The sequence below is a fragment of the Kitasatospora sp. NPDC091257 genome (assembly GCF_044757675.1).
GTDB classification, from domain to species: domain Bacteria; phylum Actinomycetota; class Actinomycetes; order Streptomycetales; family Streptomycetaceae; genus Kitasatospora; species Kitasatospora lactacystinica.
The window spans coordinates 1-21,117 of record NZ_JBIVVI010000013.1 but is presented as its reverse complement, the minus strand read 5'-3'; the positions used below and the strand labels follow the sequence as shown (position 1 = coordinate 21,117).

15 protein-coding genes are annotated in these 21,117 nt (G+C 74.6%); 4 read left to right on the top strand and 11 right to left on the bottom strand.

Annotation, left to right across the window (positions count from 1 at the left end):
- Positions 1-85 precede the first annotated feature (85 nt).
- The 3 genes from ACIQOV_RS01315 (at position 86) to ACIQOV_RS01305 (ending at position 2,179) form a co-directional block, all read left to right on the top strand.
- Complete coding sequence (locus ACIQOV_RS01315; protein ID WP_401043521.1) at positions 86-1,015, top strand: glycoside hydrolase family 19 protein; 930 nt, start codon at positions 86-88, stop codon at positions 1,013-1,015.
- Between the two features lie 125 nt (positions 1,016-1,140).
- Entirely contained in the window at positions 1,141-1,329 is a 189-nt protein-coding gene (locus tag ACIQOV_RS01310; protein ID WP_401043518.1) for a hypothetical protein, read from the top strand.
- A 208-nt stretch (positions 1,330-1,537) separates the two neighbouring features.
- Entirely contained in the window at positions 1,538-2,179 is a 642-nt protein-coding gene (locus ACIQOV_RS01305; RefSeq protein ID WP_401043516.1) for a class I SAM-dependent methyltransferase, read from the top strand.
- On the opposite strand, the gene ACIQOV_RS01300 is transcribed toward ACIQOV_RS01305, so the two are convergent.
- The 9 genes from ACIQOV_RS01300 to ACIQOV_RS01260 all read right to left on the bottom strand — a co-directional run bounded on the left by ACIQOV_RS01300 (position 2,074) and on the right by ACIQOV_RS01260 (position 13,640).
- The gene (locus tag ACIQOV_RS01300; protein ID WP_401043513.1) at positions 2,074-5,511 is read right to left on the bottom strand and encodes a lantibiotic dehydratase; all 3,438 of its coding nucleotides are present in this window, start codon (positions 5,509-5,511) and stop codon (positions 2,074-2,076) included. The two genes, ACIQOV_RS01305 and ACIQOV_RS01300, sit on opposite strands and share 106 nt — an antisense overlap.
- Positions 5,512-5,580: 69 nt before the next feature.
- Positions 5,581-6,459, bottom strand: coding sequence for a cupin-like domain-containing protein (locus tag ACIQOV_RS01295; protein WP_401043510.1), 879 nt, complete (start codon positions 6,457-6,459; stop codon positions 5,581-5,583).
- Positions 6,460-6,648 (bottom strand): hypothetical protein, encoded by a 189-nt coding sequence (locus ACIQOV_RS01290; protein ID WP_401043508.1) that lies wholly within the window; start codon positions 6,646-6,648, stop codon positions 6,460-6,462.
- Positions 6,649-6,742: 94 nt separating this feature from the next.
- Positions 6,743-7,132, bottom strand: coding sequence for a hypothetical protein (locus ACIQOV_RS01285; RefSeq protein ID WP_401043505.1), 390 nt, complete (start codon positions 7,130-7,132; stop codon positions 6,743-6,745).
- A gap of 311 nt (positions 7,133-7,443) precedes the next feature.
- Positions 7,444-7,716 carry an ester cyclase gene (locus tag ACIQOV_RS01280; protein ID WP_359897263.1) on the bottom strand — a complete coding sequence of 91 codons (273 nt, stop codon included), beginning with the start codon at positions 7,714-7,716 and terminating at the stop codon, positions 7,444-7,446.
- A complete protein-coding gene (locus ACIQOV_RS01275) occupies positions 7,716-9,815 on the bottom strand; it encodes a prenyltransferase/squalene oxidase repeat-containing protein (protein ID WP_401043504.1) in 2,100 nt (699 codons plus the stop codon). Before ACIQOV_RS01275 ends, ACIQOV_RS01280 begins: the two co-directional genes overlap by 1 nt.
- 13 nt (positions 9,816-9,828) lie before the next feature.
- Positions 9,829-11,367, bottom strand: a complete 1,539-nt coding sequence (locus ACIQOV_RS01270; protein WP_401043501.1) for a hypothetical protein — start codon at positions 11,365-11,367, stop codon at positions 9,829-9,831.
- Entirely contained in the window at positions 11,361-11,564 is a 204-nt protein-coding gene (locus ACIQOV_RS01265) for a hypothetical protein (protein ID WP_359829662.1), read from the bottom strand. Before ACIQOV_RS01265 ends, ACIQOV_RS01270 begins: the two co-directional genes overlap by 7 nt.
- A 102-nt stretch (positions 11,565-11,666) precedes the next feature.
- The gene (locus ACIQOV_RS01260) at positions 11,667-13,640 is read right to left on the bottom strand and encodes a B12-binding domain-containing radical SAM protein (protein WP_401043497.1); all 1,974 of its coding nucleotides are present in this window, start codon (positions 13,638-13,640) and stop codon (positions 11,667-11,669) included.
- 494 nt (positions 13,641-14,134) lie between these two features.
- Here ACIQOV_RS01260 and ACIQOV_RS01255 point away from each other — a divergent pair, with 494 nt between their 5' ends.
- Complete coding sequence (locus ACIQOV_RS01255) at positions 14,135-14,617, top strand: hypothetical protein (protein WP_380352678.1); 483 nt, start codon at positions 14,135-14,137, stop codon at positions 14,615-14,617.
- Positions 14,618-14,814: 197 nt separating this feature from the next.
- Here ACIQOV_RS01255 and ACIQOV_RS01250 read toward each other — a convergent pair whose 3' ends face one another.
- The gene (locus tag ACIQOV_RS01250) at positions 14,815-20,376 is read right to left on the bottom strand and encodes an amino acid adenylation domain-containing protein (RefSeq protein WP_401043494.1); all 5,562 of its coding nucleotides are present in this window, start codon (positions 20,374-20,376) and stop codon (positions 14,815-14,817) included.
- Positions 20,373-21,117, bottom strand: a 745-nt coding sequence (locus ACIQOV_RS01245; RefSeq protein ID WP_401043491.1) for a phosphopantetheine-binding protein, incomplete at its 5' end; no start/stop codon positions are given. The genes ACIQOV_RS01250 and ACIQOV_RS01245, both read right to left, overlap by 4 nt.

Genomic DNA, 21,117 nt, shown 5'->3' with positions numbered 1-21,117 from the left:
CCCACACCCGCGGGGCCTGGCTCCCCTGCCCCGACGTCCCTACCTCCACGACCGTGCGGCCCCACACCGCACAAGGGGTGATCAAGTGTCCACGAAACGCCTGCTCGCACTGCTCTCCGCCGTCGCCACGGCACTGGCGGTGGTCCTGCTGCTGCCCGCGGCCAACGCCAGCGCCGCCGTCTGCGCCACGCCCTGGAACTCCTCGGCCGTCTACACCGGCGGCGCCGCCGTCTCCTACAACGGCCACAACTGGCTCGCCAAGTGGTGGACCCAGAACGAACCGCCCAGCACCGGAGGCTCCGGCGTCTGGTCCGACCAGGGCGGCTGCGGCACCGGCCCGACGACGACCCCGACCGCCACGCCGACGCCCACGTCCACCGGCACGCCGAACCCCAGCGGATTCCCGGTCAGCCAGGCCCAGTTCGACCAGATGTTCCCGAACCGGAACCCCTTCTACACCTACCAGGGCCTGATCGACGCCCTCGCCGCCTACCCCGCCTTCGCGGCCACCGGCAGCGACACCGTCCGCAAGCAGGAGGCCGCGGCCTTCCTCGCCAACGTCAACCACGAGACCGGCGCGCTGGTCTACGTGGTCGAGCAGAACACCGCCAACTACCCCCACTACTGCGACACTTCACAGCCGTACGGCTGCCCGGCCGGGCAGGCCGCGTACTACGGGCGCGGCCCGATCCAGCTGAGCTGGAACTTCAACTACAAGGCGGCCGGCGACGCCCTCGGCATCGACCTGCTGCGCAACCCCAACCTGGTGCAGACCGACCCGGCCGTCGCCTGGAAGACCGCGCTCTGGTACTGGAACACCCAGAACGGGCCGGGCACCATGACCCCCCACAACGCGATCGTCAACGGCTACGGCTTCGGCGAGACCATCCGCAGCATCAACGGCTCACTGGAGTGCAACGGCGGCAACCCCGCACAGGTGCAGAGCCGGATCAACGCCTACCAGCGCTTCACCCAACTGCTCGGCACCGTACCGGGCAACAACCTGAGCTGCTGAACACCCACGGCCCGCCCGTCGACTGATCACCTGCCCGGTCCGCGAAGCCAGCGGATCGGGCAGGCCGGGGCCGCCCTCGTTGCCGGTGATCAGGCGGCCGCCGACCCGGCCTTCAGGCCATCGCCATGCTGGGCGGCGCCGCAGCTGGTTGGCTCGGGGTGCGCCAGGGGCTTTTCGTGTGTGCCGCCGCCGGCTGTTTCGCCTTCGTTCCGATTCTCCTTTCGCCGATGCGCACCATGCGGAAGTTCCCGTCGTCGCCCGACGGTGACGATGAGGCTCATGAAGGCGTTGCCGAGGCCGCCGCCAAGCGCTGAGCACCTCATTCCTGAGTGTCATTGGTGGACGTCCCCGCCCTCGACGCCGCCTTCACCGGGGTCCGCGGTCGCTCCTCACGCGCGGGACGGCCCCGGCCTCGATAGCCTGGAGGCGAGCCCGTGCACCCGTCCTCGTCCGAGGGGTTGATCGGTCATTCTCCACGCACTCGTCGGCCGGCTGGGGATCGTCGCACGGGCGTTCCCCGCCGTGTGCCGTCGGGTCGGGGTCGTCCGGGCCGTCCGGCTGGGTGCTGGTGAGCTGCTCTTCGACCTGCGCCACGGCACCGAGACCGGAATCGACGTGGCGGCCCGGCACGAGGGGGCGAGCCCCTGGATGTTCGCCGAGCTGGTGCGGGTGCTGCCCGCGGACGGTCGGCGGGTGCTGCTCGACCTCGGCTCGGGCAAGGGCCGGGCGTTGCTGCTCGCCGCGCGGCACGGCTTCCGGGAGGCGGTCGGGGTGGAGCTGTCCCCGGAGCTCTGCGCCGTGGCCCGGGCGAACCTGCGTGGACGCCGGGCCGGGGCCGGCAGTTGTCGGACCGAGGTGCACTGCGCGGACGCGGCCGGGTTCGAGGTGCCGGACCGGGTCGACACCGTCTTCCTCTTCGACCCGTTCCCCGAGGAGACGCTGCGGGCCGTCGTCGGACGGCTGACCGCCTCGCTGGAGCGGGCCCCCAGGGAGGTCCACGTCCTGTACCAGCATCCGAGGCTCGCCCGGGTGCTGACGGAGGCGGGGTTCGCCCCGGTCTACCGGATCGGCTCCGAGGGGATGGTGCTGCGCCGCGACGGCCGGGCCGACGGGGCGGCGGCTCCGGCTTCCGGCGCCGCGTACAGGCGGGACAGGAAGTCGTAGAGCAGCAGTTCCTGTGCCCGGGCGGCGGAGCGCAGCACCCGGTTGGCGTGCAGGTGGACGTAGTTGCCCGCCAGGGCGGCGATCGGGGTGCCGATCTGCCCGGTCCGCACCCCCTCGCGCAGCTCCGCCGCGAGGGACCGGACGGCCGCGGAGGTGTCGTCCGCCGTGCCCGGGTCCGCCAACAGTCGTTCCAGGGCGGCGCGTTCGCGGCGGTAACGGTCGCCGATCCCGCGTCGCGCGGCCTGGTCCACCCGGAACTCGGCGCGGAAGCGGTCGCGGGCGGCGCTCACCAGGGCGCGCTTCTCGGCCCGCGGCAGGCCGAGGTCGGTCAGCAGCCGGTCGATGCCGACCAGCGCGGCCCGCCAGCGGGAGTCCGCGCCGCCTTCCGCACCGCGCTCGATGCTGCCCTCCGTATCGCCCTCCGTACCGCCCTCCGCACCGAGCGACTCGACGGTGCGCAGCGCGGCCTCACTGTCCTGCCGGAACAGGAGTTCCGAGAGCCGGATGCCGAGCGGCCCGCCGTAGCGCTCGATCTCCCGCTCGTAGGTGTCGAGTTGGACGCGCCGGACGACACCGTCCGCGAGCAGCGGCTGCGCCGCGTCGTACAGGGCCGGCAGGACGTCGGCGGCCAGGCGCCGCCGATCGCCGTGCAGCCGCACCCTGAGGTGCCAGTCCGGGTCGGCGTAGCGGACGTAGAACCAGCTGTCCGCCGCGCCCTCGGCGAGGGCGCGGTGGACGAGCGGCCGGACGACCCGGCGCAGGGCTTCGTCGGCGCCGGCCGAGCCGGTGTAGAGCTTGGCGTAGAGCCACTCGGACCCGGGCGGGAAGCTCCGTACGCACGGTCGCGCGTCGGCGGCACGCGGTGGCCCGGGGTCGGCCCCGCGCGCGGGCGGGTGCGCCCGCCGATACGCGGGCGGGTGCGCGCCGGTACGGACGAAGGGGACCACCATCTCGTGGGTGAACCGCCCCTCGGGGCCGCGGGCGAGCACGTCCTCGTCGCCGAGGAACAACTCCGCCACGGTGGCCGTGGAGCGGCCGGCCAGCAGCCGGGCCGCCATGTCGAGGAAGACGGTGTTCTCCAGGTCGACGGGCAGCAGCCGGTCGCCCTCCGCCACGGCGACCCACCGCGGCAGGCCCAGCTCCCGGCGCAACTCCTGTACGGCGACGAACCGTTCGCCCGGGGACGGCGCCGTGAAGCGCAACAGCTGGCGCTCGGTCAGGTTCCAGCGCGCCCGGGCGAGCACCAGGCGCCCGGAGACGATCCGCGGCAGGTACGGCGCGGCGGCGAGCGGCCCGAGGACGGCGTCCAGCCCGTGCGCCTGCTGCGGGGCCTGCAGCGCGCACAGGAAGCGGTACAGGCCGAGGTTCGCGGGGGCGGCGAAGTGGTGCGCGGACGTCAGGCGCGGGACGACCTCGGCCCCCAGCCGGGTGGAGCGCAGCGCCAGGCGGTCGCCGTCGGGGGCGAGGGTCAGGTCGGTCAGCGGGATCTGCTGGTCGGGCGGCGCCCCGGAGCGGCCGAGGCAGGGGATCTCGTGGCCGCGCAGCAGCGGCCGCCACAGGACGTTGCCGATCCGCTCGCCGGGCAGGTGGGCGATCTCCGCGAACACCGCGTCCGGCCTGAGCGCCTCCTCGGCGCGCAGATGGGCCCGGACGCACCGGGTGAGGTCGTCGCCGTCGTGGCAGAACCGGCCCAGCAGGTACGCCCCGGAGGGTCCGCCCAGGGCGGATATGTGCACCCGGTAGCGTCCCCGCGCCACCGCCTGCGAGCTCTCGGCGAGGATGCTCGCCACGACACCGAAGGAGTCGGGCAGCGGTGGCCGGTCGATGGAGCTCTCGTCGGCGGCTGTGAGCGCGTCGAGCCGTTCCGGGCCGAGGACGAGTTCCCGGGCGCCGGTGCGTACCGCCTCGCCCAGCCAGGTCAGCAGCAGCCGGTGGCGCCCGTCCCAGCGCTGCTCGCCGTCCACCGGCCGACCGGAAGCGTCCTGGCCGGCGAGGCCGGCGAGGTCGAGGCCGTCCGGGTCGAGGCCGGCGAGGCCCAGGCCGGCGAGGTCCAGGCCGGCGAGCAGCGGTTCGGCGGCGGCCATCGGGGCGGCCCGGACGGGGAACCCGAGGCCGGACTCCGGGTCCAGCGCCTCGCACAGCGGTACCTCGCGGGCGCCGTAGCGGGTCCGGTAGGCCGCGGTGAACCGCGCGAGCTGCGGGTCCGGGCGGGTGCCGCCCAAGCGGTGGACGAGCCGGGCGCCCCGGAGCACCTCGGCGGCCACCACACGCCCCAGCACGGCCCGCGCGGCCGGCTTCACCAGGTCGATCCGGAACAGCCCGGCCGGCCCGGACGGGTCCGCCGCCACCGGTGGGCAGGTGAGCAGCGCCGCCGCGCGGGCGTAGTGGCCGGACGCCTCGCCCGGCGGCCGCCGGTCCGCCATGGCGAGCTGCCGCCGCGCGGCGTCCAACGCGGCCGTGACGGGGCCGAGCCCGGCCCGTTCGGCGAACGGCCGGACCTGGGCGAGCAGGTCCGCCAGCGGCTCGGGCCCGCTCACGGGCGGTGCGAGCTCGGGGACGAGGATCTGGTGCTCGATCAACTCCTCGACGGCCCGGCGGGCTTCCCCGGGCTCCACGTCCGGTTCGGCGGCGAGTACGGCGGCGACGAGTTCGTCCGGGCGGGCGCCGGATCCCGCCCGGTCGACGGCGGCGAGGAGCCACGGCGCCGGCTCGACCTCGACCAGCCGGTGGGTCGGGCCCGCGTCCGTCCGGAGCACCTCGACGTACCGGAGCCGCCCGGCGCTCCGGTACAGGCTGGAGTTGGGCCGGTGGACCAGGTGCCGTCGTACCTCCGGCCGCCGCCTCAGGTCGGCGGTCAGCGCGCCGAGGTAGCCGAAGTCCAGGCCGGTGCGGCGCCGGTAGGAGGAGGACGGTCCGAGTTCGAGGGCGGTCGGGCCGTCTTCCGCGGGGTCGACCGAGCCGACCGAGCAGCCGGCGAAGAGTCCGAACGGGGTCGGCCTGGCGGACATCCGGGCGAGGTAGCGCAGCAGGCTGTGCTCGGCGTTCCGGCCGCGCCGGCTGTCGGGTGAGTGCTCCCAGGTGTCCAGGCCCGTCGTGAGCGAGGAGGAGGCGACGGACAGCGCCTCCCGGACGTCGGCACGGCCGTACAGCGCCCGCAGCCGTGCGCGCACCCGCAGCCGGTCGCGCCGGACGGCGGCGCCGACCAAGTCCGGGTGCCCGCCGCACCGCGCGGCGGCGAGTCCCTCGCCCAGGCCCAGCAGGGCCTCCAGGGGCAGCAGCGGGGTGCGGAGCACGAAGAACTCCGCGGCCTCCCAGGCCGGTTCGCCCTGCACGGGCCCACCCCGAACGGGCTCATCCTGCACGGGCCGGCCGGGGCCGGCCGCGTCGGACCCCACCGCCGGTCAGCTCCGGTCGCGCAGCCGGGCCCACCCGCGCCGCAGCAGGAACGGCCACAGCGGCGGGGCCGACAGCCCCTGGGCGAGCGGGCGCGGCCAGAAGAAGTTGACGTTCAGCGCCCAGGCCGAGACCACCGTCACCTGGTGGTACCAGCCCACCGGGATGTAGAGCGACTCACCTGCGTCCAGGGTGCACTGCCACCCGGTTGCGCCGCGGGCCCGCGGGAACCGTTCGTAGTCGGGGAGGTTGGGGTCGAAGCGGCAGTGCGTGATCTGCGGGATGCGGTAGACGCGCCGGGCCTGCGAGGGCGGATAGAGGACGAAATGCTTGCGTCCGACGACCTGGACGTTGCAGTTCGGCGTCACGTCGCAGTGCAGTCCGGAGGAGGTCCCGAGCACGCCGCACCAGAGGTTGGTGTCGATCGGACCGCGTCGGTACCAGCCGGGTGGCGGCGCGTCGTCGAGCAGGTCCTCGGACAGCTGCCGGAGCTTCGCGTCGAGGTAGTACGAGCAGCGGAACCCGTCGGCGCACACCGCCCGGGTGATCTCACCGGCGCCGCTGCAGGACAGGGCGATCCGTTCCAGCCCGCCGGCGGTCTCCAGCACCCAGTCGAGGTAGCGGCCGAAGGAGGTCCGCCCGCCGGCCGCGAGGTTCTGGAAGACGTTCCGGGGTGGCCCGTTCGTCTCCCGGACCGTCACCTCCCGCTCCCCGGCGACGGACCGCAGGTAGTCCGCGTCCCAGCGGTGCAGGGCAGGCCAGTCCCGGACGTTGTCCAGGACGACCCGGGGCTCGCCCTTGCGCAGCGGTGCGCGGAAGTCGTCGCGGCTGACGCGCGGGACGGCTCGGAGGGCCGTGCCCCGCCCTCCCGGGAGGCTCCGCGGCATCTACTCGGGCCCGCGCCGCTTGGTGCGCCCCCGCCGGGATTCGGGCGCCCCGGGTGCCGACGCCGTCTCGTCGCAGGTCCACAGGCTCCAGCCCTGGGTGGTGAGCAGCGGGTCGTCGAGGTTGCCCACGGTGGACCGTTTCAGGTCGAGGGTCTTCTTGCCGTCCTTCGGCTCCGTCGTGCGCTCCATGGTTCTCCTCCTTCGAAGCGAGGAACTCTCCGCCGGGAAGGCCTCGCGTCAGCGGGGCCTCGGATCGGCGGGGCTTCGGGTCACTTGCGGGGCGTCATTTCAGGAAGACCTCCCGCGCCAGCCTCATTCCGAGCAGCTCGCGGAACTGCGCGCAGCCGTGCGACTTCCGGTCGGGCCCGTCGAGCCGGGCCGAGAGCTCGGCCATCCGCTCGCTGTAGCCGTCCAGCGCGGCCATGTTCTCGACCTCGGTCACGATCATGACGTTCCAGTCGTCACGGCCGGTCGGCGGGGAGACCAGGATGCGGTAGTCGCGGATCAGCTTCTGCCGCTTGGCCTCCTCCATCAGGGGCTTCCACCGCGCCCCCAGGTTGGCGAGGTAGGCGTTGGTCAGGCCGGGCTTGGTCTGGGCGAACTGCACCGACCACACCGGCCCCTCGGAAAAGGCGAAGTCACCGGCGGCCATGGCGGTTTCGTTCTCGGTCATCGAATTCTCGGTCATCGAATTCTCGTTCCGGACGTTCGAGCGCGGTTCACCGGGCGTCCCCGTCCCCGCAGGACGGCCCGCGCGGCGTCCCGCACGGCGCACGGTTTCGAGGGGCGGGAGAGGGGCGCAATCGCGTACGGGACGGACAGGTGTCCCGTGACCGGACCTCCGTCCGGCCGGGCCACCCCTTCATGATGCTGCGGCGGCCCCGGTCCCTCAACCGCTGGGGGAACGCGACGGAACGGCGGTGGCCCCGGCGGAGCCACCGCCGGAGCCACCGAGGCCGTAGCCCGTCGGCCAGAGCCCGTCGCCTAACGTGAACCGGCCGGCTCGATGAGCGCGCTGGTGACGATCGTCAGCGTGGCCGGCGCGTTGGTCGCGGGGTAGCCGTCCACCTCGCCGCTCTGGGTGCCGCGCACCGACCACACGAACGCGACCGCGCCCTTGTCGTCCACGACGCGCTGCTGCAGCGTGAAGGTGGCGTCCGGGAACGCGGTGCGGATCCTGGCGATCAGCTGGCGGGTCTCGTCCGCGCCCGTGGCGCGGTACCGCCGGGGCACGCTCTGCCGTTCTTCTGTTGCCATCACAGGTCTCCTGTCGGGATTGCGGGCACCGCACCGCCGGTCGGCGATGCGACGTGCAGGGCGCGGAGCGCCGTCGCCGTGGTGAACAGTCGCCGCCAGTCCTCGGCGACGACGTCGAGGCCCGCGATCGATTCCGTCCACGACGTCTGTTCCCAGGGCTCCGTCAGCTGCGGCCGGGGCACCCGGAGGATCGGCACGACGGGCCAACTGCCGTCCGGTCGCTGGTGTTCCACCAGCCACCGGGTGCCGCGGGCGAGGGCCGCCCGGAGGGCCGGACAGTCGTCCCCGGGCGGCGCCGTGAGCAGTTCGCCCAGCGCCTGGACGGCCAGCGCGGTGGCGAAGGCGGCGCACGCGCGGTTCGGCGCGTGCGGCCAACCCCCGTCCGGGCGTTGGGCGCGCAGCAGCCACCCGGCGGCTCCCGCCCGGGCCGCTGCCGCCCCGGGCAGGTCGGTACGGCGGCTCAGCTCTCCGATCGCCTGCACCGCACGGCACGTGGTGTACAACGCGCTCGCCCACCAGTAGGCCTCCCAGTTGCCCTCCGGGCGCTGCTGGTCCAGGAGCCGGCGCGCGGCCCGCAGCGCCGCGCGCCGCTCCCGCTCTCCGTCCAGGCCGGCCAGCAGCAGGGCGGCCACGGCGGTCACGCACGGGTGCGAGGAGGTCCAACCGCGCAGGTCGCCGGCGTCGGAGTGGAACCGGACGAGCCAGGGCTCCGGGTCCACGATGGTGGTGAACCCGCCGTCGGGTCGCTGCGTCGACAGCAGCCAGTCCAACGCCGGTCGCCACCGCTGCGGTTCGGGCGCGCCGATCCGGGTCAGGAACAGCAGGGCGTTCGCCGTGGAGTCGACGTCCACCGGCCACTGGCCGTTGTATCCCCACCCGGCTCCCGGAGCGCGGTTGGCGACCAGCCAATCGGCAGCCGCGGCAAGGGAGTTCACCGGAATCTGGTGTGCCGGGGCCGGGGCGTTCGCCGGGGCCCCGGAGTCAGCCGCAGCCGGGGCCGGGGCGTCCGCCGCCGTGCCGACGGTCGCCAGGTTCCAGCCGACGTAGCCGGTGACCCAGGAGGTGCTCTGCTGGCCGAGCAGCAGGAAGTCGCCCCAGCGGCCGGCCGGATCCTGTTCCCGCCGCAGGTAACGGGCTGCTGCCGCAAGGGAGTCGGCGATCGTATCGGCGGTGACCGACCTGCCGCCCGCGGCCACGGTGGCGCCGGGGGCGGTGTCCCGCCGCGCCGCCGGACGGCCGCCCCGGCCCGCGGCGGCGCGCGCCCGGGCCAGCCCGTCCCGGCGCATCCGGTCGAGGTCCGCGCGCAGCCCGCGGACGGACTCGGAGAAGCCGATGAGCCGCTCCACCCAGCCCGCGGGCGGCAGGTCGGTCACCGCCGCCAGCGCACGGCACAGCTGCTCGGCGGCCTCGTCGAGGGTGTGTTCGGCGAGGCCGCCGTAGTGGAAGCGGCGGGCCGCGTCGGCGACCAGCTCGGTTCGGGCGGCGCGGGTCGCCGAGGGCGTCAGGCCCAGCTCAGCGAGCAGCCGGGGGACGAGCTGCGAGGGGTGGCCGTGCAGGAAGTCCTCCTTCCAGTCGACGCATTCGCGGTAGCGGGCGAGCCCGGCGTACAGGCGGCTCTGCGACTCGGTCACCGGTCCGACCGGCTCCGGCGTCCCGGCCAGCGCGGCGAACGCCTCCGTGGTGGTGTGCGCGAGCTCCGCCCCGGCGCCGGCCGGGTCCCAGGGGCGGCGGTAACCGGCGGAGAGCGACTGCCGGAACGGCTCCCGGCCCGGCAGGTCGTCCGCCAACTGCCGGGTGGCGTAACGCCGCAGGGACGCGCACTCCCGGTCGGCCCGGGCCGGTGCGCACTGGCCCCGGCTCTGCCGGAACCGCAGGAAGCGGGCCGCGCCGCCCGCCCGCGCGGCCAGCGCCACCCGTCGGGCCGCGCCCATCGGGACGGTCGCGAAGTACTCGTACAGCAGGAACGGCAGGTGGTCGAAGAGTGCCCCGGGGAGCGGCTGCGCCGGGTCCCACGGGCGGTCCTCGCGGCCGGGCAGGCCCGCCCACTGCTCGGCGAACACCCGGTCGGTGTCACGGGTCTCCATCAGCAGCAGCGTCACGGTCGCCTCCGTCCTAGGCCACGGACTCGGCGCGGTAGGCGCGGAGCAGCACGTCGGGGGCCTGGGCGCCGCCCGGCCCGGCTCCCTTCACCAGCCGGTGGCCGAGGTACCGGCCGACCGCCGGCGGCACCCAGCCCGGCACCCCGCCCGACGGAACCCGGCCCGACTGCTCCGCGCGGCCCGGCCGCCACGGCTCGGGCGGCTCGTCGAGGCCGAGCGCGAGCAGGCCGTCCAGCCACGGGCCGTGCTGGTCGAGCCAGTCGAGTTCGGCCGCGGAAACGCCGAGGTGCTCGGCCAGGCCGAACTGCGGGAGGGCCCGGCGCGAGGCCGCGATCGCCAGGCCGACCTGGCACAGGGCCTCACCCGTGGTGCGCGCCGGGCCGGCGGTCCCCAGGACCCGGAACTGCTCCGCCAGCACCGCCGGCCCGGGCGTGCGCGGCTCCCGGTGGGGATCGAGCCAGGGCCGCCAGGACGCCGCCACCGGTGTCGCGGGTGTCCGCCGGTCGCCCCGCCAGGCAGCCGCCCCGAACGCCCCGACTGCCGCGGCCGGCCCGGCCGGGGCACCGTGCGGAGCAGTGGCGGGCGGCTCGGTCGGCAGGTCGAGGCCGAGCGTCGGGCCCGCGATCCGCTGCCGGGTGGTCCGGATGGCGGCGTGCCAGCTCCCCTCGGCGATCCGGTCGGCCGCGCCCTCGGCGCGGTCCAGGTGGTCGAGCGCCAGCGCGCGGACCTCCTCGACCACGCCCTCCCGGGCGAGCAGCTCGGCCACCTCGGACACCGGGGGCCGCTCGGCCGACTCCACCCGCCGCTGCCAGCCGGCCCGCAGGAACGCCACCGTGAGGGGGTAGGAGTAGTGCCCGCGCCGGTAGTCGATCCGCCAGTCCGCCAGGTCGTCGGCGAGCTGGAAGGCCACGTAGTGGGCGTCGTGCGAGGCCTCCAGCCCGGCCAGCGGCCGCTCGTCCCCGCCGAGTACGGCGAGGGCCGCGAGGCAGGCCTTGGCGATCGCGGACTTGCCCGCGTAGACGAGCTCCAGCTCCTCCCTGGGGTACGGCTGGAGCAGGCCGCGGTGCCGGGCCTCCTCGCGCAGCACCGCCTGGCAGAAGTGCCCGAAGTAGCGGTCGAAGTGGCCCCAGAACGGGCTGGCGGGCGGCAGCAGCGCGTACAGCCCGTGCAGCGCCTCGCGCTGGAGGAGGCCGCCCAGCAGCAGGCCGCCCCCGGTGCGGGCACAGGGGCGGTCCAGTACCTCGTCCAGGGCCAGCACGTAGTCGAAGAGGTACGAGCCGCTGACGGACAGCGCCCGCAGCTGCGCCAGCGAGACGCGGGGGAAGGCGGTGTAGAACAGCAGCGGGTAGGTGTAGAAGACCCGGGGGTCGACCCCGGCGGCGATCCGCCGTTCGGACGGCAGGCCGGTGGTCGCCGCCAGGCCGTCCACCTGCAGCAGGCGGGCGACCCGGCGCCGCAGCGGCCGCCGGGCCTCCTCCACCAGGGCGTTGTCGCCCCGCCAGCCGACGTGCCGTTCGACCCGGACCCCGCCGTTCGGCCGTTCGGCTACCACCGGCCCGAGACGACCGTCGTGACGACCGTGGTGACGCCGCTCGCCTGGGCCTCCGCCTCGACCCGCGACTCCAGCTCGACGAGGCCCAGCTCGCCGACCGGCAGGTCCTCGAACGGGACCTCCTCGAACGCCAGCTCCTCGAACGGCAGGTCGCCGACGGGCTTGCCGCGCTCCGCTGCCACGTCTCCAGCCATCATGTTCTCCTTCGTCTCGGTGTACCGGTGTCCTGTGCACTACTTCGGTCGGTGGGTCCGGACCGGCGGGCCCGGCGGGTGACCGGGCCGCGGGCCGCGGCCCGGTCACCCGGTGGCGGTGCCGGCCGGTTCCCGCCGCAGCCCCAGCGCCGTCACGTGGCGCTCGGTCAGATGGTGTTTCGCGGCGAAGGCGCGCCGCTGCGAGGTGTTGCGGATGACCAGCTCCGGACGGGACAGCAGCTGACGGACCGGGTCGCGGATCTCCAGCCGGTCCCCGGGCCGGACCAGCGGGTCGGCGGTGCGCGGGACCGACACCTCCAGGAAGGCGTAGCCGCGGCCCCGGGACGCCGTCAGGTTCACGAACAGCAGGTCGGACGCTACGCGCTCCACGTCGAGGCCGCCACCGGTGCGCAGCGCGGCGCTCAGCTCCCGGACGTCGCAGTCGAAGGCCCGGAAGACCGTCCCGTCCTCGGTCAGCCGGCGCTGCAGTGCGTAGCGCAGTTCGACGTACGCCATGAGGTCGCGCAGGACCGGGGCGCACGGTCCGAGCCCGTCCAGGACCTCGGCCGCCAGGTACCGGCACAGGTCCGGGACGAACCCGTAGAGGTAGTAGTCCGGCCGGAGCTGCTCCGGGCCGACGTGCCGGTGCTGCCAGCGCGTCCAGCCGGTCAGCACCTGCCGCAGGTCGGCGCCGGCGGTGCGCAGCGCGAGGAACAGCGTCGGGCAGGTGTAGGTGGCGGCGGAGATCGCCTTGGCCAGGTCGCGGTCGAGGTGCGGCGTCGGGATGTGGTAGAAGCTCGGGAAGATGTCGGGGTGGCGGGTGACCGTCGCGATCTCCTCCTCGTCCAGCAGGAAGAGCGAGATGTCGGAGCTGTGCCCGTCGAAGCGCAGCTCCTCGCGGTGCTCCTCGTACAGCGGACTGCCCACCAGTGGTGCCAGCAGGTGCATCTGCGCCTGGGTGTCCGGCGAGAGCTGCAGGACGTCGAGCGCGAGGTCGAGCGAGGCGACCGCGTCCTCGGTGGTCTCCTCCGGGAAGCCGACGATCAGGGAGGCGGTGCAGGAGATCCCCCGGTCGGTGCCGGAGCGGATGACCGGCAGCACCGCGTCGGTGCGCAGCCGCTTGCGCACCAGCGGCTGCATCCGCTGGGATCCGGTCTCGATCCCGAAGAACATCCCGCGGCAGCCGGCGGCGGCCATGGTGGCCAGCAGTTCGTCGTCCACCCGGTCGGTCCGCGCGCTGCACGCCCACTCGAAGCCCTGCCCGCCGTCGAGCAGGGCGGCGCAGAACGCCAGGACCCACCGCCGGTCGACGGTCAGCATGTCGTGCACCAGGTCGAACCGGGTGAATCCGTGGGCGTCCCGCAGGTGCCGCATCTCGGTGATCAGCCGGGCCGGCGACTTGATCCGGTAGTCGCGGTTGAAGAACACGTTGGTCGAGCAGAACGTGCACCCGTACGGGCAGCCCCGGCCCGCCTCCACCGGCGCGAGGTCCTGCAGGGTCCGCTCGAAGGGGTACAGGTCGTAGGCGGGGAAGGGCAGTTCGTCCAGGTCCTGCAGCAGCGGTGCGGCGGGTTCGCGCACCGGGCCGCCGTCCGGCCCCCGCCAGGTGGTGCCGGCCACGCCGGCCAGGTCGTCGCCCGCCGCCCACCGGTCGAGCACCCGGACGAGGGACCGGTCCGCCTCGTTGCGCACGATCGCGTCGATCCAGCCGAACTCGCGCAGGGTCGCGACGTCCACCACGGAGGCCTGCGGGCCGCCGAGCAGGATCCGTACGTCGGGATCCAGCTCGCGGCACTGCCGGGCCAGCGCCAGCGTCTGAGGGTAGGAGTTGCACATCGTGGTGAGGCCGACGACGTCGGGCCGGGACTCGCAGATGAGTTCCGCCACCTCCCGGTGGAACTCGGGCCCGTCACCCACCCGGCCCTCCAGCAGCGCGAGCGTCGGATCCACCACCACCGGTTCGTGCCCGCTGCGCCGGGCCACCGCGGCCAGCCCGAGGAGGTTCAGCGGCACGTACGGCGAGGGGACCTTGCCGAAGTGCCAGTCCGCGTTGAAGCACGTCACGAGAGCCAGTCGCATCCTCGGCCCACCACACCCTGTCCCGGCCCCGGGGACCGTCGCTGCCGTCGCGTCGAAGAGTCGTCTACTCCGTGCGCGCACGACGCGCCAGCGGCCACGCCGCCACTGCCCCGACGGAGTACCCCGCCCGGCCGTACCGCAGGGGCCCGGTTCCGTGATCGTGCGGCGCCCCGTGAAGCGCTTCGACGCGCTGAAGGCCGCTCCCCGTCACGCGAAATTCACAGACCGGGGTCTACTCGCATAGACAACGGTGGGGCATCCTGGTGCGATGCTGGCGCTCGAAGCCCGTCGTCCCCGTTGCCCGGGAACCGCGGGCGGTGGCGCCGGACGGACCGGTCGGCCCTCGCGCCGGAGCACCGCCGCGTCACAGCACTGCGTACGTCCCCTTCGTCCGGGCCGGTTCCTCAGGCCCGGCTCCGGGCTTCCCGCCCTCCCGCCGAGGCGCGGCAGGAGGGCAGGGAGCCGAGTCGGAGGCACACCATCCTCACCGGGAGATGCAGATGAAGCCACGCACCGCAGCCACCGTCGTCGCCCTGGCCCTGGCCGGCCTCGCGCTTTCGGCGCCCACGGCCGGCGCCAGCGGCACCAAGTTGTCGCAGTCGACGGCCGCCAGTCAGCTCAGCAACGCCGGCGTCACGTGGAGCTCCAGTGGGGGCTGCACCACCAGGTCCAACTCCACCTGTACCTCGTTCGACCAGATCAACTCGGGCACGGTGAGCGCCGTCATCACCCTCAAGCAGGCCAGCGGCTGCGCCATCAACATCACGGGCGGGACCGAGGTCGGCCACGCCTCCGGCACCTACAGCCACTACAACGGCTACAAGGTCGACATCGCCCGCAGCTCCTGCATCGACAACTACATCCAGAACAGCTTCACCTACATCGGCCTCCGGGGCGACGGCTACCCGCAGTGGAAGGCCGCGTCGGGCAACCTGTACTGCAACGAGGGCAGCCACTGGGACGTCCTCATCTACTGACGCCGGCCTCGGCGCCGGCGCCCCGAGGGGCGCCGGCACGCCGGAAGGGTGTCGGTCGGTGTGCCGGCACCGCGATCACGCACCGGGTCGCCACGCCCGGCGTGCCGAATTCCGGTCAGTTGCGCAGGGTGGCCGCGGGGCCACAGGGACCGCGGTGGCGCCAGAACTCCCCGGTGGGCCGGAGCCGTCGGCTCCGCTCATCCCGGTCCGGTCACCGTCCCCCGCCGGGCATGGGCGCGGTCGGCCGCGGCCTGCAGGGCGTCGAGGTCCTCGGCGATCTCCGCACCGGCGACGGCGTCCGGCAGCTCGTCCTCCATGTACCGCAGGGGGCGGTGGCGCAGGCCCATGACGGCCCAGGCGATCAGCAGCAGTCCGCAGGTGACGAGGAGCAGGCCGGTGCCGCGGCCCGGCCCGGTGCCGAGGGCTCGCCCCACGGTGCCTGCCAGCGCCCCTCCCGGGTTCAGCAGGCCGGAGAAGCGCTCGGCGAGGGGCGGGGCGGTGAGGAAGGCCAGCGGGGTCATGGCGACGGCGAGCATCTGGTTGGTGGCGAGCACCCGGCCCTGGAGCTCCGGGCCGACCTTGAGCTGGATGATGGCCAGCCAGTGCGCGTTGAGGATGCTCATGGACGCCCACCAGACGAGTGCTCCCACGGCCGCCAGCGTCACCGACGGACGCAGGCCGACCAGGACGACGCCCAGGCCGACGCCGCTCACGAACCCCACCATGCCGGTCGCCCGCCGCACGGTGCCGCCCCACAGCGCCACGATCAGGCTGCCCGCCACGGCACCCGCGCCGCCGACCGCGGTGACCACGCCCACCGCCGTGGTGCCGCTGAAGGAGAGCACGCTCGGGACCGTCAGCGTCACCGCGAGGGTGCCCAGGTAGTTCTCCACCATGAAGAACACGATCATGATCATCAGCGGACGCCGCCGGATCAGGAACCGCCAGCCGCCGACGACGGTCCGGGCGAAGGATTCCTTCTGCCGCCGGAAGAGTCGGTCGGGGAAGCGCACCCACAGCAGCGCGGCCACGCCGACGAGGAACGACGCGACGTCCACGGCCACCACCCAGGGCAGGCCGACCAGCCCGATCAGCGCGCCGCCGGCCAGCGGGGCGATCAGCGTCCCCAGGCCGGCACCGAGGTTGGCCAGCCCGTTGGCCTGCACCAGGTACGGCTTGGGGACGAGCTGGGCGACGGCGGCCAGGTAGGCCGGTCGCCGGAACGCGGTCACCAGCGACATGACGCCCACGATCAGACCGACCTGCCAGAGCGCCAGGCTGCCGCTCCACAGCGCGGCCACCAGGGACACCGTGGCGGTCGCGGAGACGGCGTCGCAGGTGAGCATGACCCGGCGGCGGTCGATCCGGTCCGCCACCGCGCCGCCCAGCGGCGCCGCGACGATCGCCGGGAGCATGGCGAGCATGCTGATCAGCGCGTAGTCGAGGACTCGCCCGCTGCGCTGGTAGGCCCAGACGCCGAGGGCGAACGAGGTCAGCGCGCTGCCGATCAGCGAGACGGTCTGGCCCGCGGCGACGAGATAGAACTTCCTGAGGTCATGTCGCGCCGTCCGGCCGACGACCGTGACGTCGGCGATCGGCTCCGGCAGCAGGCCACCGGCCCAGGCACCGAGCCGCTCGCCGATCAGCGCGGCGAGCTGGGCGGCCTGGTGCTTGAGGAAGTAGTGGCCCGCTCTGGGGAGGGTGGCCAGCTCCACCCGGTCGGCGAAGGCTCCCCACTCCGTGAACCGCTCCTCGTAGAGCTCGGTGGACCGGTCCCGTTCGCCGATCACGCAGAGCACCGGGGCTCGTAGCCTGCGGGCGTCCGCCCTGGTCAGTTCACCGGTGAACCAGCCCTGCGCCTGGTCCACGTCGTGCCGCAGAGCGCGCAGCACGGTCCGCTGTGCCGCTTCGGCCGCTTCCCCGTCGCCGTCGCCGTCGCCGTCGTCCATGCCGCCGAGGGTGCGCAGGAAGTCCCGGTAGGCCCGGTCCGACGTCCAGCGGGTGGCCGGGAACCTGCTGCGCAGCCAGGTCGACAGACGCCCCGGCAGCCGCGCGCCGGGAAAGCTCCCGCCGACCAGCAGGCCCGTCACCGGGACACCTTCGGCTTCCAGACGCAGCGCCAGTTCGGTGGCCGCGGCGGAGCCGACGCAGTGGCCGTACACCGCCACCGGGCCGACCCGGCCACCCGTCCCCGGGGCCGGGCGGGCCGCCTCGGCCAGCTCGGCGACGACCTGGTCGATCAGCACGGTGAGCGGGAGCAGCGGCTCGTCCGGCCGCGCCGGGTCGTGCCCCGGCGGTTCCACCGCCAGCACGGCCGCGCCGGGGATCGCCGTGGCCAGTTCCGTGGCGAGCGGACCGTAGGCGGCGGCCGAACCGCCGCCGTAGGGGAGGCACACCACGGTGACGGTCGGGAGTCGGCCGGGCGGGGGACCCGCCAGCCGGTGCAGCAGGCGGCGCTCACCGCCGGGCCCGCCCGCCTGCGCCGTGTCGAGGAACGCGGCAAGCTCGCGCACGGTCGGCCGGGTGAACAGGTCGATCACCCGTAGCGTCGGGTCGATCGCCCGGACGGCGCGCACGGCCCGGAAGGAGTCCCCGCCCAGGGCGAAGAAGTCGTCGTCGATGCCGATGCCGTCGGGGGCGTCCAGGTCGAGGACCTGTGCCCAGGCCTGTGCGACGCGCAGCTCGGTCGGCGTGCTCGGGGCGATGTGCTCGGTACTCGCCGCCGGCTCGGGGGCGGGCAGGGCCGACCTGTCCACCTTTCCGTTGGGGTTGAGCGGCAGCGTGGGGAGCACGACGATCGCCGAGGGCACCATGTAGTCGGGCAGCCGCTCGCGCAACGCCGTGCGCACGCGCGCGACGTCCACGCCGGACGCCGGCGCCGCGGGGGTCACCCAGGCGGCGAGCCGCCTGGCATGGGCCTCGCCGACCGGCAGCACCACCGCTTCGGCGATCTCGGGCAGGTCGCGCAGCGCGGCGGCCACCTCGCCCGGTTCCACCCGGAAGCCGCGGATCTTGACCTGGTCGTCGATCCGGCCGAGGAACTCGAACAGTCCGGCCGTGGTCAGCCGGACCCGGTCCCCGGAGCGGTAGCACCGCGCGGTGCCGGTCACCGGGTCGGGGACGAAACGCTCGTCGGTGAGGTCGGGGCGGCCGAAGTACCCGCGCGCCACGCTCGGCCCGCCGATCCACAGCTCGCCGGGCACCCCGGCGGGCAGCGGCCGGCCGCCGGAGTCGACCACGTAGCAGTCCACGTCGGCCAGTGGCCGACCGATCGGAACCGTCCCCGAACGCCGGGCCGGCGGGGTCTCCTCCACGGCGCAGCCGAGCACGGACACTGTGGTCTCGGTGGGCCCGTAGTGCACCTGCACGGACAGCTCGGGCCGCGCGGCGCGGATCCTGGCCACCAGGTCCCAGGAGCAGGCCTCTCCCGCGAGGATGAGCAGCTTGCGGGGCAGCACGCGGCCAAGGTCCCCGTGGGCGGCGAGCAGTTCGAGGTGGCTCGGCACCATCTTGACCGCGTCGACCGGGTGCGCCTCCAGGTACTCCCCGTACGCCTCCGGGTCGGTGGCCACCTCGCGGTCCACCAGGTGCACCGTGCCGCCGGTGGCCAGCGCGCCGAAGAGGTTGGTCATGCCGAGGTCCGCCGCGTGGGTCGACACCAGGGCGAACGCGCCCCCCTCGACACCGCAGCCGGCCAGTCGCTCCGTCACCGCGTGCAGGTAGTGCACGATCTGCCGGTGCTCGACGGTGACGCCCTTGGGGCGGCCGGTCGAGCCCGAGGTGAAGACCAGGTAGGCCGGCGCGGTCGGATCGACGGTCACGCCCGGTGCTCCGCCGGGCTGTTCCGGTGGCGTACCCGGGGCGGGCGGACCGTCGAGGACCAGCAGCTCCCCGGGGGTGCCCGCGAGGTCCGCGCCGCGCCCCGGGAGGCGCCGCGCGAACTCCTGTTCCGCGAGGACGACTCGCGCACCCGCCGTCGACAGGATGTCGGCCAGCCGGTCGTCCGGGTACGCGGGGTCGAGCGGCAGGTAGATCGCGCCGGCTTTGAGGGTGGCGAGCAGGGCGACCACGAGCGGTGTCCGGCGGTCGGCCAGGACGGCGACCGGTTCCCGCGGTCCGACTCCGGCCGCGAGCAGCCGGTGCGCGAGCCGGTTCGCCCGCCGGTCCAGCTGTCCGTAGGTGAGTTCACCGTCGGGGCCCACGACTGCCGTCGCGTCGGGCCGTTCGGCCGCCCAGCGCTCGACCAGACCGTGCAGCGGCTGCTCCAGGTCGAACTGCCGGCGCGGCCCGGACAGCAGCGGTCCGTCCACCGGTTCCACGGCCACCTCGCGCACGGGGCGGTCGAGATCGGACAGCACACCGTCCAGCAGGACCGCGTACCACTCGGTGATCCGCTGCGCGGTGTGCCGCTCGAAGAGGTCGGTGCGGTAGATCAGCGACCCCTCGTAGGTGTCGCCGGTGCCGTTCGAGGAGGTGGCCGCGAACGCCAGGTTCAGTTCGTACTTGGCCGTTGTCGCCGGCGGTGCGAAGACCCTCGCCGTCAGGCCCGGGAAGCGCGGCGCCACCGCCGGGGTGTCGATCACGTTGAGGAGGACCTGGAAGATCGGCGTGGTGGAGAGGTCGCGAGCCGGGCGCAGCCGGTCCACGATCCGCTCGAACGGGACCTCGGTGCGGGCGAAGGCCTCCAGCGCCGCGTCGCGCACCCGGGTCAGCAGCTCCCGGCCGCTCGGCCCGCCCGACAGGTCGGTCCGCATGGTCAGGGTGTTGATGAAGAAGCCGATGGTGTGCTCGGTGTCGGGGTGCCGTCGTCCCGCCTCGGGCACGCCGACCGGCACGTCCTCGACGCCCGACAGCCGGGCCAGCAGCTCCTGCCAGACCGCGAGGAGCACCATGAACGGCGTGCAGCCGGTCTCGGCGGCCCGCCCGCGCACCTTGGCGGTCAGGGCGGCCGGAAGGATCACCGGCACCTCCGCGCCCGTCCGTTCCGCGATCGGTGGGCGGGGCAGGTCGGTGGGCAGGTCCAGGACCGGCTCCAGACCGGACAGCGCATGGACCCACCAGGCCAGGTCGGTCTCCGCGCGGTCGCCGTCCTCCGGCCGCCGGGAGAGCCAGTGCGCGTAGTCCGCGTACTGGACCGGTGGCGGTGCGGGAGACTCGGCCAGCCCGAGCCGCGCCGAGTAGAGTGCCGCCAGTTCCGCCACCGCCACCGTCCTCGACCAGGCGTCGAAGGCGATGTGGTGGACCGTCAGTGCCAGGACGTGCTCGTCGGCGCCGAGCCGGAGCAGCACCGCCCGCAGGGGCGGTTCCACCGCCAGGTCGAACGGCCTGCGCAGGTCCTCGATCAGGCGGCGGTCCAGCGACTCCCGCTCGCCCGGCCCGGTCAGATCGGCCTCGGCCAGCGGTACCGCGTCCGCCGGGCCTGCCACCGCCACCGGCTCGCCGTCGGTCTCGACGATCAGGCTTCGAAGGACCTGGTGCCTCTCGGCGAGATCCAGCACCGCCCCCAGCAGCGCCGCACGGTCCAAGGGTCCGTGCAGGTGCAGGGCGACCGGGATGTGGTACGCGGTGCTCTCCGGATCCAGCTGGGTGAGGAACCACAGCCGGGTCTGTGCGGCCGACAGCGGGGCCGGGGCGCCCGCGTCCGGCCGGGCGGGTATCGCCGGGGTGCCGCGGACCGCGGTGCGGCGGGCCGAGGCGAGCCGGGCACGCAGCGCGTTGGTGAGCCGGGGGTCCCGCCGCTCGGCGGACACCTCGGTCATGCGGCACCGCCACCGGTGACGGAGGCCGGGCGGGCGGGTTCGGCCGGGTCGGCCGATTCGGCGGGGTCGGCCGGGTCGGCCCATTCGGCGAGGTCCGCCGATTCGGCGAGGTCGGCCAGCAGCAGGGCCTCCAGCGCGGTGGCGAAGTCGGCCAGGACCGGGTGCTCGAACAGCAGGCGCACCGGCAGCGCGAAGTCCAGCGCCGCCATCAGCCGGCCCGCGACCCGGGTGGCCGCCAGCGAATGCCCGCCGAGCGCGAAGAAGTCGTCGCGCGCACCGACTTCGGTGGCCCCGAGCACGGTCTCCCACACCTCGGCCACCAGCAGCTCGGCATCGGTGCGCGGGGCGATCCGTTCGCGGCCGGTTTCGTGACCGGGCGCCGGGAGGGCGCCCCGGTTCACCTTGCCCGAGGCCGTCAGGGGCAGGGCGTCGAGCACGACCCACCGCCGGGGCACCATGTGGTCCGGGAGACGGGTGTGCAGGCGCTCCTCCACCGCGGGCGTGCCGAAGGCGTCCGCGGTCGCCGCCGAGGGGTCCACCGCGAGGTAGCCGACCAGGTGGGCGTCGGCTCCCTCGCCGAGGACCACGACGGCCGCGTCCACGACGGCGGGCTCTGCGCGCAGGGCGGTCTCGATCTCGCCGAGTTCGATCCGGTGGCCGCGCAGCTTCACCTGCTGGTCGCGGCGGCCCAGGAAGTCGAGGGTGCCTCCGCCGGCCTCCGGCCGGGAGGACCCCCATGGC

Bases quoted from the DNA above. Each gene is read 5' to 3' on its own strand.
- ACIQOV_RS01285 (WP_401043505.1), bottom strand. From the start codon at position 7,132: ATGACCGAGAACGAAACCGCCATGGCCGCCGGTGACTTCGCCTTTTCC.
- ACIQOV_RS01260 (WP_401043497.1), bottom strand. From the start codon at position 13,640: ATGCGACTGGCTCTCGTGACGTGCTTCAACGCGGACTGGCACTTCGGC.
- ACIQOV_RS01255 (WP_380352678.1), top strand. From the start codon at position 14,135: ATGCAGATGAAGCCACGCACCGCAGCCACCGTCGTCGCCCTGGCCCTG.
- ACIQOV_RS01295 (WP_401043510.1), bottom strand. From the start codon at position 6,459: ATGCCGCGGAGCCTCCCGGGAGGGCGGGGCACGGCCCTCCGAGCCGTC.
- ACIQOV_RS01265 (WP_359829662.1), bottom strand. From the start codon at position 11,564: ATGATGGCTGGAGACGTGGCAGCGGAGCGCGGCAAGCCCGTCGGCGAC.
- ACIQOV_RS01290 (WP_401043508.1), bottom strand. From the start codon at position 6,648: ATGGAGCGCACGACGGAGCCGAAGGACGGCAAGAAGACCCTCGACCTG.
- ACIQOV_RS01280 (WP_359897263.1), bottom strand. From the start codon at position 7,716: ATGGCAACAGAAGAACGGCAGAGCGTGCCCCGGCGGTACCGCGCCACG.
- ACIQOV_RS01250 (WP_401043494.1), bottom strand. From the start codon at position 20,376: ATGACCGAGGTGTCCGCCGAGCGGCGGGACCCCCGGCTCACCAACGCG.
- ACIQOV_RS01310 (WP_401043518.1), top strand. From the start codon at position 1,141: ATGCTGGGCGGCGCCGCAGCTGGTTGGCTCGGGGTGCGCCAGGGGCTT.